Origin of the sequence: Sphingomonas sp. (assembly GCF_032114135.1) — a bacterium.
Taxonomy (GTDB): Bacteria; Pseudomonadota; Alphaproteobacteria; order Sphingomonadales; family Sphingomonadaceae; genus Sphingomonas.
The window spans coordinates 2,207,547-2,221,544 of record NZ_DAMCTA010000001.1 but is presented as its reverse complement, the minus strand read 5'-3'; the positions used below and the strand labels follow the sequence as shown (position 1 = coordinate 2,221,544).

Genomic DNA, 13,998 nt, shown 5'->3' with positions numbered 1-13,998 from the left:
CGCTCAATCCGCCGCGAGCAGCCAGGCGCGGGCAGTCTCGAAATCGTCGAACAGCATCGCGCCGGGCCGCACCTCGACGATCCGGCGGAGCTGCAGCCGCGTCATCATTGTCGAAGCGACGAACGCGAGCCGGCGCGCCCAATGCGTCATTTCGGTATCGGCGAAATTCTTGAGCACGAAATCAGCGGTAGCCTGCGGCAGCACGTGCACGCCGCGGACATCGTAGAGCGTACGGTGCTGCCCCGCATCGTCTCCGAGCGTGAGGATCGCCGCGCGTGCCTCTTCCGCAATCCAGCCGACATCTTCCGGCGAGGGTACGCCGGCAAGGGTCACCACAACGAGGCGCAACTCCCGTTCGACCTCGACCCTGAAGCCGACCGTGTACGGGGAAGATGGGTCCATCCTAACCGATCTCCCCCATTCGCACGCCCCGGTCAATCGCCGTGTCGGCGGACGCCACGGGCGCCCGCCGTGCACGATCAGGACTGTTTCGGGGTGGCCGGAAGCGCTGCCGTGCGATGCGTTCGCGCCTGGACGCCGTCCTGCGTGCGGATCATGCTGATCGGCTCATAGGGCGGCACCCCGGCCATGCAGTTGGCATATTCCTGCAAGCGGCAGTCCTTCAGCGCGCTATAGCCGAGTTCCTGCCAGCTCGCGCAAACCCGGATGGAGTAGGCCGAGCATTCGTTGGTGGTCTGCGCCATCGCAGGCGTCGACGGCATGGCTTGGAGCAGCGCCACCGCAGCGAGCGCGAATGGAATGTGAGCGTGAACGAGCTTCGTCAAAACGCACCTCCAATAGTCGGCGTCGAGTCGCCGATACTGAAGTGTACTAATCAAGGCATTGATTGCCAATAATATCGCGTTCGGTTGTAATACCGGTCGACAAGGCCTCCGTCAGGCGCGCACCACGCCCAATTCGTGGAAGGGCTTGGGCTCTTCGGGCGGGCGGGTCGGTTCGTTGAGCTCGCACTGCCAGATGCCGACGTCGATCCATTGGCCGTGCTTGTATCCGGCTTCGCGGAACACGCCGGTACGGCGGAAGCCCACCGCTTCGTGCAGCGCGATCGAATTGTCGTTGGGCAGGGTGATCATCCCGAAGGCGTGGATGAAGCCCTGCGCGCGCAGCGTATCGACCAGCGCCTCGTAGAGCAGCCGCCCGGCGCCGCGGCGCTGCGCGGTATCGGCCATGTAGATCGAGCTTTCGACGACATAGCGATAGGCCGGGCGATCGCGGAACTTGCTGGCATAGGCATAGCCGATCACCCCGCCGTCGACGCCGTCGCCATTGGTGGCCACCAGCCAGGGATAATAGCCCTCGCTCGCCGCCATCCGCGCCACCATCGTGGCGGCGTCGGGCGGTTCGATCTCGAACGAGGCGGTGCCGGTCAGCACATTGGGCGCATAGATGGCGGCGATCGCGGCGGCGTCGTCCGGCGTGGCGGCGCGAATGCCGATCATTTCAGGGCTCCCATGGCGAATTGGAGAAGGGCAAGGTCGCTCGGCTGGGCGCTCGGTACGCCCAGCGCCATGCATTCGAGGCAGCGCGCCTGGACCGAGCCGCTGGCGGTCAGCCGCTTGGCATCCCCCAGCGCCTGGGCGAGCAGCATGCGTCGCTCCTCGCCGATCCGCGCATAGGCATCGCTGCCGGCGGGCGCGTCGGCCCAGTTGCCATCGTCGTCATCGTCATTGCCGAGCGCGCCGAGGAAGCCGGCAACCGCCGCGGTGAAGGCGTTCGGCTTCTTGGCGAGATATACCGGGCGCACCTTGGCGGGATCCAGATTGGCGCGCTTGGCAGCCTCCGCGATGGCGTCGTTCAGCCCGCCGAAGCGATCGACCAGGCCGATCTGCCGCGCGATGCCGCCGATCCATACCCGGCCCTGCCCGATCTCGTCGACCCGCTGCGGGGTAAGCTTGCGCGACGCGGCGACCAGCCCGACGAAGCGGCCATAGCCCGCCTCGATCGCCGATTGCAGGATCGTGTCGACCGTGGCGTTGGTGCCGCCATAGATGCTCGGCTGGCCGGTGAGCGGCGTGCTCTCCACCCCGTCGGTGGTCACGCCGATCTTGGCGAGGCTGTTCTCGAAGGTGGGGATGATGCCGAAGATGCCGATCGAGCCGGTGATCGTGTTCGGCTCGGCGAAGATCACGTCGCCCGCGGTCGACACCCAATAGCCGCCGCTCGCCGCGAGCCCGCCCATCGAGACGACGATCGGCAGCTTCTGCGCCTTCGCCTGGAGGATCGCCTGGCGCATCTGCTCCGAGGCCATGGCCGAGCCGCCAGGCGAATCGACTCGGACGACCAGCGCCTTGAGCTTGCCGTCCTTGAGCCCGTCGAGCACCAGCTTGCTGACGGTATCGCCGCCCGCTGTGCCTGCGCCGCCCTTGCCGTCGACGATCTCGCCGGCGATGGTGATCACGCCGATCGCGTCGCCGCTGGTCGGCAGCGGATTGGCCTGCAACCAGTCGGCGAGCTTGATGCCGTTGAAATTGCCCGCGCGGGCGCCGCTCGGCGCACCGACCAGCTGCGCGACGTGCTTGCCGAAGGCGATCCGGTCGCCGAGCTGGTCGACCAGGCCATAGGCCTTGTTGGCGCTGGCGATGTCGCCCTTGGCGGCGGTGATCGCCACGTCGGGCTTCATCAGGAAATCGGCGATGCGGGCCTTGGGTCGCGCCTTCAGGATGCCCTCGCGCCACTGGTCGAGCAGGCCGCCATAGAGCGCGGTGTTTGCCTCGCGCGCCTCGGGCGACATGTCGGCGCGGATATAGGGCTCCACCGCCGACTTGAACTTGCCGACCTTGTAGACATGGACGTTGATGCCGAGCTTCTCGGTCAGCCCCTTGTAATAAAGCTGGCGGCCGCCCGGGCCCATGAACAGCGATCCGCCCATCGGGTGGACCCAGATCTCGCTGGCATTGGCCGCGATCTGGTAGCCGCTGTCGGTATAGGCGGTGGCATAGGCAAGCACCGGCTTGCCCGAGGCACGAACCCGGCCGACCGCAGCGGCGACGTCGCTCACCGTCGCGGGATAGCCGCCGAGGAAGCTGTCGAGATCGAGCACCACCGCCTTGACGCGGGAGTCGGTCTTGGCGGCGTCGAGCGCGCGGATCACGTCGCGCGCGCCCACTTGGCCGGCGGCGCGGGCACCGCTCACGCTGGCGAAGGGATCCGCCTCGCTCGGCTGCTCGACCAGCGCGCCGTTGAACGCGACGATCAGCGCGCCATCACGAATCGTTGCCGGAGTCGGCCGGTGCGACAGCGCCGCGAACAGCGCGGAAAAGAACAGGAGGAGCAGAACCAGGACGAGCAGGTCCTTGATTCCGACGAGTATCTTCCAGGCGGTACGAACCAGCTTCACCGGCGGCTCCTCAAAGGGTATTCCACCAGCGGTGCTACCGGATGCGCGCAAGCGAGGCAACGACCCGTCTTATCGATCCAACACGCCAAAAAAGTTCCCGTCGCACCTGTTGACGAAGCAAATTTCGGTTCACATATCGCTCATGTTAGCACTCCGGGGGACCGAGTGCTAAACACCGAAATCCACCTGAAAAAGGATCAGGCAATGAACTTCCGTCCGTTGCACGACCGCGTGCTCGTCCGCCGCGTCGAAGCCGAGGAAAAGACCGCCGGCGGGATCATCATCCCCGATACCGCCAAGGAAAAGCCGCAGGAAGGCGAAGTCGTCGCCGTCGGCACCGGCACCAAGGCCGAAGATGGCAAGGTGACCCCGCTGGACGTCAAGGCCGGCGACCGCATCCTGTTCGGCAAGTGGTCGGGCACCGAGGTCAAGGTCGATGGTGAAGACCTGCTGATCATGAAGGAAAGCGACATTCTCGGCATCGTCGGCTGAGCACGTCACGAACCTCAACTTCCTAAACTTAGCGAAATTTGAAAGGGCAGTCCCATGGCAGCCAAGGACGTAAAGTTTTCGCGTGACGCTCGTGAGCGCATCCTGCGCGGCGTCGACATCCTCGCCGACGCGGTGAAGGTCACGCTGGGCCCGAAGGGCCGCAACGTCGTGATCGAGAAGAGCTTCGGCGCGCCCCGCATCACCAAGGACGGTGTGTCGGTCGCGAAGGAAATCGAGCTCAAGGACAAGTTCGAGAACATGGGCGCGCAGATGGTGCGCGAAGTGGCCTCGAAGACCAACGACATCGCCGGCGACGGCACGACCACCGCGACCGTTCTGGCGCAGGCGATCGTCCGCGAGGGCATGAAGTCGGTGGCCGCCGGCATGAACCCGATGGACCTGAAGCGTGGTATCGACCTCGCTGTCACCAAGGTTGTCGAGGACGTCAAGGCGCGCTCGAAGCCGGTTTCGGGTTCGCAGGAAGTCGCCCAGGTCGGCATCATCTCGGCGAACGGCGACGTTGAAGTCGGCCAGAAGATCGCGGAAGCGATGGAGAAGGTCGGCAAGGAAGGCGTGATCACCGTCGAAGAGGCGAAGGGTCTCGAATTCGAGCTCGACGTCGTCGAAGGCATGCAGTTCGACCGCGGCTATCTCTCGCCCTACTTCATCACCAACCCGGAGAAGATGGCGGTCGAGCTCGCGGATCCGTACATCCTGATCCACGAGAAGAAGCTGTCGAACCTGCAGTCGATGCTGCCGATCCTCGAGGCGGTCGTGCAGTCGGGTCGCCCGCTGCTGATCATCGCCGAGGACATCGAGGGCGAAGCGCTGGCGACCCTGGTCGTCAACAAGCTGCGCGGCGGCCTGAAGGTCGCAGCGGTCAAGGCACCGGGCTTCGGCGATCGTCGCAAGGCGATGCTGGAAGACATCGCCGTCCTCACCAAGGGTGAAGTGATCAGCGAAGACCTCGGCATCAAGCTCGAGACCGTCACGCTCGGCATGCTCGGCACCGCCAAGCGCGTCACCATCGACAAGGACAACACCACCATCGTCGATGGCGCCGGTGAAGCCGAGTCGATCAAGGCTCGCACCGAGCAGATCCGCCAGCAGATCGAAGTCACCACCAGCGATTACGACCGTGAGAAGCTCCAGGAGCGTCTCGCCAAGCTCGCCGGCGGCGTGGCCGTGATCAAGGTCGGCGGTGCGACCGAAGTCGAGGTGAAGGAGCGCAAGGACCGCGTCGACGACGCGCTGCACGCGACCCGTGCAGCCGTTGAAGAAGGCATCGTCCCCGGCGGCGGTACGGCCCTGCTGTACGCGACCAAGGCCCTCGACGGCCTGAACGGCGCGAACGAGGACCAGACCCGCGGCATCGACATCGTTCGCAAGTCGCTGACCGCGCTGGTGCGTCAGATCGCGCAGAATGCCGGCCAGGACGGCGCCGTCGTCTCGGGCAAGTTGCTCGACCAGGCCGACACTTCGTTCGGCTTCAACGCCGCGACCGACACCTACGAGAACCTCGTGGCTGCCGGCGTGATCGACCCGACCAAGGTGGTGCGCACCGCGCTGCAGAACGCGGCTTCGGTCGCCGGCCTGCTGATCACCACCGAGGCGACCATTGCCGAGCTGCCGGAAGACAAGACCGCAGCGCCGGCGATGCCGGGTGGCATGGGCGGCATGGGCGGCATGGACTTCTAAGTCCGCGCTCGACGCAAAAAGAGGGGCCGGCGGAGCGATCCGCCGGCCCTTTTTTTGTGCGTCAGGGACCGTCGCCTTCGGCTCCCGCGGCCCCCTTCCGCCTGCGGAAGGGGACGTGGGTGGCCGGCAGCGATCGATCCTACTTCTTGTCCTTCTCTTCCGCCGGGATCTTCGGGACGGCGGCGCGGGCCGTCGCGGCCGGTGCGGCGGGCGGCTTGCAGCCCTTGGAAAGGCCGAGGCCCTTCAGATAGGCGCGGCGGATCGTGCCACCATAAATTGCGGCGGACACCCGCTTTTCCTGCTTGTCGGCACCGGTGATCATGCGCACCAGCCCGAAGCCCGGGATCAGCGCGCCGACGATCGCCCGGCTGCCCGCTGCTGCGATTTCACCGCCTTTGCCGTTTCGCGCCTCGGGCGCGTCGGCATCCGCGCCAAGGACGCCGTTGAGCTCGGCAATGCCGGCGCGGATCTGCGTACAACTCTTGGTCCCCTGCGACGAATAGGGGGCGGAGGCGGCAAGCAGCAGCACCTCAGGAATCTTCTTCTCGTCGATTCGCAGGTCGCGAAGCGGTGCCTTGGCGCCATCGCCGACATTTTGCTGCGCCGCGACCGGCGCCGTCAGCAGCATTGCGGCCAATCCCGCCGCCAGAATGATCCGCATGTCGTACCTCCCAGATATTTTGCAAAGCTGTCGGGAAAAGCCGCAGAGGCACAACATTGTTCCACCGAAACGATGTCCGCGATTGACTTTCGATTGGGTGCCGCTAGGGCCGTCGGCGGGCCACGCGGTCCCAACGCCGCGCGTGCTCTCTGTGAGGAGAGTCTACATGACTGATTTGACTGCCGCCGACGCCACCCTTGCGCCTGCGAAGCCCGCCACCAAACCGGCGCGTCCCTATTTTTCTTCCGGCCCCTGCGCCAAGCCCCCGGGCTGGTCGCCCGAGAAGCTCGCCATCGAGTCGCTCGGCCGCTCGCACCGCTCGAAGCTGGGCAAGACTCGTCTCCAATATTGCATCGACCTGATGCGCGAGCTGCTCCGCCTGCCGGACACGCATCGCATCGGCATCGTGCCGGGCTCGGATACCGGCGCCTTCGAAATGGCGATGTGGACGATGTTGGGCGCACGCCCCGTGACCACGCTCGCCTGGGAAAGCTTTGGCGAGGGCTGGGTCACCGATGCGGTCAAGCAGCTCAAGCTCGATCCCACCGTGCTGCGCGCCGACTATGGTCAGCTGCCGGACCTCAAGACTGTCGACTGGTCGAACGACGTGCTCTTCACCTGGAACGGCACCACCTCGGGCGTGCGCGTGCCGAACGGCGACTGGATCGCCGACGATCGCGAAGGCCTGAGCTTCGCCGACGCGACCTCGGCGGTGTTCGCCTACGACCTGCCCTGGGACAAGATCGACGTCGCCACCTTCTCTTGGCAGAAGGTGCTGGGCGGCGAGGGCGCGCACGGCGTGCTGATCCTCGGCCCGCGCGCGGTCGAGCGTCTCGAAACCTACACCCCCGCCTGGCCGCTGCCCAAGGTGTTCCGCCTCGTCTCCAAGGGCAAGCTTGCCGAGGGCGTGTTTAAGGGCGAGACGATCAACACGCCGTCGATGCTGGCGGTGGAAGATGCGATCTTCGCGCTCGAATGGGGCAAGGGCCTGGGCGGCGCCGAGGGGCTGATCGCCCGTTCGGACGCCAATGCCGCGGCGCTCGACAAGATCGTCGCCGAGCGCAACTGGCTCGGCCACCTCGCCGAGGATCCCGCGATCCGCTCGCGCACCAGCGTGTGCCTCACCGTCGAAAGCGCCGATGCCGACTTCATCAAGAAGTTCGCCGGCCTGCTCGAAAAGGAAGGCGCGGCCTATGACGTGGCCGGCTATCGCGATGCGCCGGCAGGCCTGCGTATCTGGTGCGGCGCGACCGTCGACACCGCCGATATCGAGGCGCTCGGCCCCTGGCTCGACTGGGCCTACGCCACCGCCAAGGCGGGCTGATCCGGCCGTGCTCCTGCGAAAGCAGGAGCCCAGGCCCACACCCGATTCCCCTTATGAATTCCGGGCGCCTGCCATCGCAGGTGCACCGCTGTGCACAGGAGCATTCCATGCCCAAGGTACTGATTTCCGACAAGATGGACCCCAAGGCCGCGCAGATCTTCCGCGAGCGCGGCGTCGAGGTCGACGAGATCACCGGCAAGACGCCGGACGAATTGAAGGCGATCATCGGCACCTATGACGGCCTCGCCATCCGCAGCTCGACCAAGGTCACCAAGGACATTCTCGAGCACGCAACCAACCTCAAGGTGATCGGCCGCGCCGGCATCGGCGTCGACAATGTCGATATCCCCGCGGCTTCGGCCAAGGGCGTGGTGGTGATGAACACCCCGTTCGGCAACTCGATCACGACGGCCGAGCATGCCATCGCGCTGATGTTCGCGCTCGCCCGCCAGCTGCCCGAGGCCGATGTTTCGACTCAGGCCGGCAAGTGGGAGAAGAACCGCTTCATGGGCGTCGAGCTGACCGGCAAGACGCTGGGCCTGATCGGTGCGGGCAATATCGGCTCGATCGTGGCGGACCGCGCCATCGGCCTGCGCATGCGGGTGATCGCCTATGATCCGTTCCTCACGCCCGAGCGTGCGCTGGAAATGGGCGTCGAGAAGATGACGCTCGACGATCTGCTGCTGCGCGCCGACTTCATCACGCTGCACACCCCGTTGACCGACCAGACCCGCAACATCCTCAGCCGCGAGAATCTCGCCAAGACCAAGAAGGGCGTGCGGATCATCAACTGCGCGCGCGGTGGCCTGATCGACGAGGCGGCGCTGAAGGACGGGCTCGATTCGGGCCATATCGGCGGCGCGGCGCTCGACGTGTTCGTGCAGGAGCCGGCCAAGGAACACCCGCTGTTCGGCACGCCCAACTTCGTCGCGACCCCGCACCTCGGCGCCTCGACCACCGAGGCGCAGGTCAATGTCGCGATCCAGGTCGCCGAGCAGCTCGCCGACTATCTGGTGACCGGCGGCGTCACCAACGCGCTCAACGTGCCGAGCCTCTCGGCCGAGGAAGCGCCGCGGCTGAAGCCCTATATGGCGCTGGCCGAGAAGCTGGGCGGCCTGGTCGGCCAGCTGGCGCATGGCGAGCTGACCAGCATCGCCATCGAAGTCGAGGGTGCGGCGGCCGAGCTCAACCAGAAGCCGATCACCAGCGCGGTGCTGGCGGGGCTGATGCGCGTCCATTCGGACACGGTGAACATGGTCAACGCGCCGTTCCTCGCCAAGGAGCGCGGTCTCGATGTGCGTGAGGTTCGTCATGATCGCGAAGGCGATTACCACACGCTGGTGCGCGTGACCGTCGGCACCCAGGCGGGCGACCGCTCGGTGGCGGGCACGCTGTTCGGCAATGCCGCGCCGCGCCTGGTCGAGCTGTTCGGCATCAAGGTCGAGGCCGATCTCGCCGGCCACATGCTCTACATCGTCAACGAGGACGCGCCGGGCTTCATCGGCCGCCTCGGCACCACGCTGGGTGAGGCGGGCGTCAACATCGGCACCTTCCATCTCGGCCGCCGCTCGGCCGGCGGCGAGGCGATCCTGCTGCTCTCGGTCGACGAGGCGGTGGACGACGCGCTGCTCGGCAAGGTCCGCGCGCTTCCGGGCGTGAAGACCGCCATGGCGCTCGGCTTCTGAAGCCATTAGGGGAGGCGGCCATGACTGGTCTCCTCCCCGAAGGGTTTCACGATCGATTGCCGCCTGCCGCCGATGCGGCGGCCCGCCTCGAAACGCGCGTGCTAGGGCTCGCGCGGCTCTATGGCTATGAACAGGTCGACCCGCCGCTGGCCGAATTCGCCGACGAGCTGGCGACGCGGCTCAAGACCGGCGCGGTGCATAATGCCGTGCGCTTCGTCGATCCGGTGTCACAGCGCAGCCTCGCCATCCGCCCGGACCTGACCGCACAGGTCGGCCGGATCGCCGCGACGCGCATGGGGCACCATCCACGCCCGGTGCGGCTCTGCTATGCGGGGCAGGTGCTCAAGCTCAAGGCGCCGGCGCTTGATCCGCGCAGGGCAATGCGCCAGATCGGCTGCGAGCTGATCGGGCGCGACAGCGTGGCGGCGGCGATGGAGATCGTCCGCGTCGCGATCGAGGCGCTGCAGTCGGCTGGCGTCGAGGGGCTTGCGATCGACTTCACGCTGCCTGATCTGGTCGACACACTGGCCGAGAATACGCTGCCGCGCGAGACGTTGACGGCGCTGCGCGAACGGCTCGATGCGAAGGATGCGGGCGGCGTCGCCGCGATCGATCCCAGATACCTGCCGCTGATCGAAGCCGCTGGTCCGTTCGACGGCGCCATGGCAAGGCTGCGCGCGACCGACGCCGGCACTGCGCTGGCGAGCCGGATCGACGGCCTCGCCACCATTGCCGCGAGCATTCCGGCTGGCGTGGCGCTCACGCTCGACCCCACCGAACGCCACGGCTTCGAATATCAGACCTGGCTGGGCTTCTCGATCTTCGCGCGCGGCGGCCGCGGCGAGATCGGGCGCGGCGGCACCTATATGGTGGTGCATGACGGGGGCCGCGAGGAACCGGCGGTCGGCTTCTCGCTCTACGCCGATCCGATTCTCGATGCAGGCATGGGCGGCGATGCGCGGCGGCGGCTGTTCCTGCCATTCGGTACGGATGCGGTGACCGGCGCAGCGCTGCGTGCGGAGGGCTGGGTAACGGTCGCGGCGCTGGAGGCGGAGGATACGCCCCAGGCCCAGCTGTGCAGCCACGAACTGCGCGACGGTGTGCCGACCGCGCTTTGAGTCATGGCCGTCGCCCCTAGGCGGGGCGACGGCATGCGTATCATTCCATCTGGTCGATCAGCGCCTGGATCGGCGCGAAGGCGAACGCCACTGAGCTGTCCGCCACGCCGTAGGGGATGAACAGGCTGTCACCGTGGCGGATCGCGCCGCAGGTGTAGACGACGTTGGGCACATAGCCCTCTCGGTCCTGGTCGGCCGCCGCGAGCAGCGGCGCGCGGGAGCGGGCGAGCACCTTCGACGGATCGTCCTTGTCGAGCAGCGCCGCGCCGATCGAATATTTGCGCATTGCGCCGACGCCGTGGGTGAGCACCAGCCAGCCCTGATCGGTCTCGATCGGCGGGCCGCAATTGCCCATCTGCACCAGCTCCCAGGGGAATTGCGGTTTGATGATCAGCTCGCCGCCCTCCCAATGGGTGATGTCGTCCGAGGTGTGCAGGAAGATGTTCTCGCCGTCCTGCCGACCCAACATCATGTATTTGCCGCCCACCTTGCGCGGGAAGAGCGCCATGCCCTTGTTGCGTGCTGCGCTGCCCGTCATCGGGACCAGGTCGAGCCCGCGCCAGTCATGCGTGCGCAGCAGCTCCGACTGAATGCCCGAGCCGTTATAGGCGGTGTAGGTTCCAATCCATTCGACCGTGCCGTCGTCATGGGTGAAATGGCAGATCCGCAGATCCTCCAGCCCGTTCGACTGGGCCTTGGTGATCGGGAACACCACGGTGCCGGACAGCGTCGAATCGCGGTGGCGGTAGATGCGTACCGGGCCTTCCATCGCGCGCTCGTCGGGCTCGCGGGCGTCGGCAGCGGTGGCGAAGGGCGGCTCGGGCGCCAGCACCAGCTCGTTGCCATCGGTGATAATGCCTTCGCGGAAGGCAACCGAGGAGATATGCCCCTCGCCGACCGCGCGCAGCGACATCAGGATGCGCATGCTCCCCGGTGGCATGCCGGTCTGATCGTAATGCGGCACCGCGCTGGGGTTCATCAGCGCGGCGGCGGCATAGCTGTATTCATGGCAGAAATAGGCACCGAGCAGCTGGCGCTTCTCGTCGCCGATCGCCGCGCCGTCGAGGCCGAGCATCGCTTCAATCTCGTCATAGCGCGTCATGAACACGCGGCGGGTCTGCCAGTGGCGGGCCTCGAAATCCTTGAGGACCAGTTCGAGTTCGGCACGCGCCTGGCCCGGTGACAGTGCCAGCACCTCGCTGACAATCCGCTCGGTGCGGCTGGGCGCGCCGCCATTGGTCGACGCCCAAGCCACGTGGAACGGCCGCACGACGACGCGCGACGGATCGGCACGAAGCCGCAAGGGATGGTGAAACAGTTCCGGCATTTAGCAACCCCCGGGGAACGCGCTCGTTACGGCGCCGTCCCCCGGTATCGCTTCAGGCGACGGCGAGTTCCGGTCCTGCCACGCTTTTATTGCCCTTTGAAAGAGCCGAGATCGCGCAATTTGCCAATTGGAGCGCGAGAATCGACTCGGCACCTTGATTTCGATTAAGACCGGTCGGCATCAGCCCGTCGAAACAGCCACCGTCCGCCACGCTGGCAAGCGGCGTGTCGAGATCGTTGGCCCCGAGATACCAGCGATAGGCGCGCATCGCCTCCTCGGCCCAGCGTCCGTCTCCGGTTGCCTCATGCGCGGCCAGGCAGGCATCGATCGTCGCCTGCGCTTCGAGCGGCTGCTGGTCGAACGGCAGCGGCTCGGCATATTCGCGACCGAAGCTTTCGGTGCCGACAGCGCGGAAACGGCCTTCGGGCGAGGTCTGGCGCTCGGCAATCCAGGCGAGCGTTTCCAGCCCGGTATCAAGGAAGTCCTGGCGGCCGAGCACATGCCCGGCGCGCAGCAACGCCTCGGGCAGGCGGGCGTTGTCGTAGGCCAGCACGATCTCGAACCAGCTCCACGCCGGACGACGGGTGCGCTCCAGCAGCGCGACGAGCTCGTCGCCGAAGCGGGTGAGGATCTCGCGTGACAGGGCATGGCCCGGATGTGCTTCCGCCATCGCCGCGGCGCCGAGCATCGCAAAGGCATGCGCGCGCGGGCTGCCGAGGTCGAAGGCGATCGAGGCGGTCTCGTCGAACAGCACCGAGGCCCAGTCGCGGTGCTTCTGCGCGCGGGCGTCGCGGGCGGTGACGCCCAGCGCCCAGATTGCGCGGCCGTTTGAATCTTCCGAGCCTTCGTCCTCGCACCAGGTGCGGTCGAAGTTCATAAAGTTACGAAACTTGCGCTTATCGGGATTCCAGGCGTGCTGGACGAAGCCGCCATAGATGGCCGTCCAGCGATCGCGCACCGTCTCGTCCACCGCGTCGATCTTGCTCATCAGGATCAGCGCGCGGGCATTGTCGTCGATGCAATAGCCGTGGCGCCGATCCGGCACCGAATAGATCGAGTGCTGGAGCATGCCGGTGGCGTCGCTCATCCGCTCCACCGCGGTCAGTACCGGGGAGAGCGTGGGAAGCTCGTTGGTCGCGGTGCGGATGCGGTGCGGCTTCTCGTCGAGGATCGCGTCGAACGCCTCGATCGCGCGCTCTGCGAGGCGCGCCCAGAGCATCGTGCGGCCGCGATCATAGGCGCGCTTGGCCAGTGCCAGCCGGGCGTCCTTGTCGCCGAGCAGGCGGTTGATCTCGCGCGAGAACGACGCGCTGTCGCCGAAATCGACGAGCACGCCGTGATCCTGGTCGAGGATTTCGGTCGCATGGATATAGGGCGTGGAGATCACCGGCTTGCCCATGCTCACCGCATAGGACAGCGTACCCGAGGTGATCTGCGCCGGATTGGGATAGGGCGTCGCATAGATGTCGGCCGCCTGGAGATAGTCGAGCAACTCGCTCTGCTCGACGAAACCGTCGACAAAGGCGACATTGTCCTGCAGCCCGAGCGTCGCGATCTGCGCCTTGAGGCGATCGCGATAGGCCTCACCCTCATGCGCGACGAGATGCGGGTGGGTGGCGCCCAGGATCACATAGAGCGCGCTGGGATGCGCGGCGGCGACCGCGGGCATCGCCTCGATCATCGTCTCGATGCCCTTGCTCGGGGCGAGCAGGCCGAAGGTGAGGATGACGTCGCGGCCCTGCCAGCCGAAGGCCGGCTTGAAATCGGCGGTGTCGGCAAAGGCGCGATCGGGCACGCCGTGCGGGATGACCTCGATCTTGCTGTCTTCCACGCCGTGGACGCGCTTGAGGATCTCGCGGCCCTTCTCGGCCATGACGATCAGCGTCGAGGCGCGACGGATCAGCGCTTCCATCACCCGGCGCTCGTCGGCGCTTGGGCGCTCGAGCACGGTGTGCAGCGTGACGATTACCGGCACCGAGACGCGATCGGTCAGCGCGAGCAGCTGCTCGCCCGCCGCGCCGCCGAAGATGCCGTATTCGTGCTGGATCCACAGCGCCTCGGCGCCGCTCGCCTCGATCTTGCGCGCGGTTTCCAGATAGGCGCTGCGATCGTTCTGCGCGATCGAACCCGTCACCTGCGGCGGATAGGCATAATGGCCGGGCAGGTCGTCCATCGCATAGACGTCGACCTGGATGTCCGGATACCGCTCCGCGAGCGCGGTGTAGGTGTCGGTAGTAAAGGTGGCGATGCCGCACTTGCGCGGCAGGAAGTTGCCGATCAGGGCAAGATGCCGGATCCGAGGACCCATAGGAGACCGTGCCATGGCGGACCTTTC

At 66.6% G+C, this 13,998-nt stretch carries 12 protein-coding genes; 5 read left to right on the top strand and 7 right to left on the bottom strand.

Features of this window, described 5'->3' with window-relative positions; translation table 11 throughout:
• Positions 1-3: 3 nt before the first annotated feature.
• The 4 genes from RT655_RS10485 to sppA all read right to left on the bottom strand — a co-directional run bounded on the left by RT655_RS10485 (position 4) and on the right by sppA (position 3,358).
• Entirely contained in the window at positions 4-402 is a 399-nt protein-coding gene (locus tag RT655_RS10485; protein ID WP_313536569.1) for a hypothetical protein, read from the bottom strand.
• A gap of 77 nt (positions 403-479) precedes the next feature.
• On the bottom strand, positions 480-785 hold the full coding sequence (locus tag RT655_RS10480) for a hypothetical protein (protein ID WP_313536568.1): 306 nt from the start codon (positions 783-785) through the stop codon (positions 480-482).
• Positions 786-896: 111 nt separating this feature from the next.
• Positions 897-1,460: an N-acetyltransferase family protein gene (locus RT655_RS10475; RefSeq protein ID WP_313536567.1), complete on the bottom strand. Its 564-nt coding sequence runs from the start codon at positions 1,458-1,460 to the stop codon at positions 897-899.
• Positions 1,457-3,358, bottom strand: a complete 1,902-nt coding sequence (sppA, locus tag RT655_RS10470) for a signal peptide peptidase SppA (RefSeq protein ID WP_313536566.1) — start codon at positions 3,356-3,358, stop codon at positions 1,457-1,459. Before sppA ends, RT655_RS10475 begins: the two co-directional genes overlap by 4 nt.
• A gap of 204 nt (positions 3,359-3,562) precedes the next feature.
• On the opposite strand from sppA, the gene groES reads away from it, so the two are divergent.
• Positions 3,563-3,850: a co-chaperone GroES gene (groES, locus tag RT655_RS10465; protein ID WP_064310559.1), complete on the top strand. Its 288-nt coding sequence runs from the start codon at positions 3,563-3,565 to the stop codon at positions 3,848-3,850.
• Positions 3,851-3,904: 54 nt separating this feature from the next.
• A complete protein-coding gene (groL, locus tag RT655_RS10460; protein WP_313536565.1) occupies positions 3,905-5,548 on the top strand; it encodes a chaperonin GroEL in 1,644 nt (547 codons plus the stop codon).
• 139 nt (positions 5,549-5,687) lie between these two features.
• Here groL and RT655_RS10455 read toward each other — a convergent pair whose 3' ends face one another.
• Complete coding sequence (locus RT655_RS10455) at positions 5,688-6,209, bottom strand: hypothetical protein (RefSeq protein WP_313536564.1); 522 nt, start codon at positions 6,207-6,209, stop codon at positions 5,688-5,690.
• A 166-nt stretch (positions 6,210-6,375) separates the two neighbouring features.
• On the opposite strand from RT655_RS10455, the gene RT655_RS10450 reads away from it, so the two are divergent.
• From RT655_RS10450 to RT655_RS10440, 3 genes are all read left to right on the top strand, one after another.
• The gene (locus tag RT655_RS10450; protein ID WP_313536563.1) at positions 6,376-7,533 is read left to right on the top strand and encodes a phosphoserine transaminase; all 1,158 of its coding nucleotides are present in this window, start codon (positions 6,376-6,378) and stop codon (positions 7,531-7,533) included.
• A 107-nt stretch (positions 7,534-7,640) separates the two neighbouring features.
• Positions 7,641-9,218, top strand: a complete 1,578-nt coding sequence (gene serA, locus RT655_RS10445) for a phosphoglycerate dehydrogenase (RefSeq protein ID WP_313536562.1) — start codon at positions 7,641-7,643, stop codon at positions 9,216-9,218.
• 20 nt (positions 9,219-9,238) lie between these two features.
• On the top strand, positions 9,239-10,336 hold the full coding sequence (locus RT655_RS10440; protein ID WP_313536561.1) for an ATP phosphoribosyltransferase regulatory subunit: 1,098 nt from the start codon (positions 9,239-9,241) through the stop codon (positions 10,334-10,336).
• Positions 10,337-10,376: 40 nt separating this feature from the next.
• On the opposite strand, the gene RT655_RS10435 is transcribed toward RT655_RS10440, so the two are convergent.
• A complete protein-coding gene (locus RT655_RS10435; protein WP_313536560.1) occupies positions 10,377-11,663 on the bottom strand; it encodes a glycoside hydrolase family 130 protein in 1,287 nt (428 codons plus the stop codon).
• Between the two features lie 52 nt (positions 11,664-11,715).
• A complete protein-coding gene (locus RT655_RS10430; protein WP_313536559.1) occupies positions 11,716-13,986 on the bottom strand; it encodes a glycosyltransferase family 4 protein in 2,271 nt (756 codons plus the stop codon).
• Between the last annotated feature and the right edge of the window lie 12 nt (positions 13,987-13,998).

Bases quoted from the DNA above. Each gene is read 5' to 3' on its own strand.
- RT655_RS10485 (WP_313536569.1), bottom strand. From the start codon at position 402: ATGGACCCATCTTCCCCGTACACGGTCGGCTTCAGGGTCGAGGTCGAA.
- RT655_RS10475 (WP_313536567.1), bottom strand. From the start codon at position 1,460: ATGATCGGCATTCGCGCCGCCACGCCGGACGACGCCGCCGCGATCGCC.
- groES (WP_064310559.1), top strand. From the start codon at position 3,563: ATGAACTTCCGTCCGTTGCACGACCGCGTGCTCGTCCGCCGCGTCGAA.
- groL (WP_313536565.1), top strand. From the start codon at position 3,905: ATGGCAGCCAAGGACGTAAAGTTTTCGCGTGACGCTCGTGAGCGCATC.
- RT655_RS10455 (WP_313536564.1), bottom strand. From the start codon at position 6,209: ATGCGGATCATTCTGGCGGCGGGATTGGCCGCAATGCTGCTGACGGCG.
- RT655_RS10450 (WP_313536563.1), top strand. From the start codon at position 6,376: ATGACTGATTTGACTGCCGCCGACGCCACCCTTGCGCCTGCGAAGCCC.
- serA (WP_313536562.1), top strand. From the start codon at position 7,641: ATGCCCAAGGTACTGATTTCCGACAAGATGGACCCCAAGGCCGCGCAG.
- RT655_RS10440 (WP_313536561.1), top strand. From the start codon at position 9,239: ATGACTGGTCTCCTCCCCGAAGGGTTTCACGATCGATTGCCGCCTGCC.
- RT655_RS10435 (WP_313536560.1), bottom strand. From the start codon at position 11,663: ATGCCGGAACTGTTTCACCATCCCTTGCGGCTTCGTGCCGATCCGTCG.
- RT655_RS10430 (WP_313536559.1), bottom strand. From the start codon at position 13,986: ATGGCACGGTCTCCTATGGGTCCTCGGATCCGGCATCTTGCCCTGATC.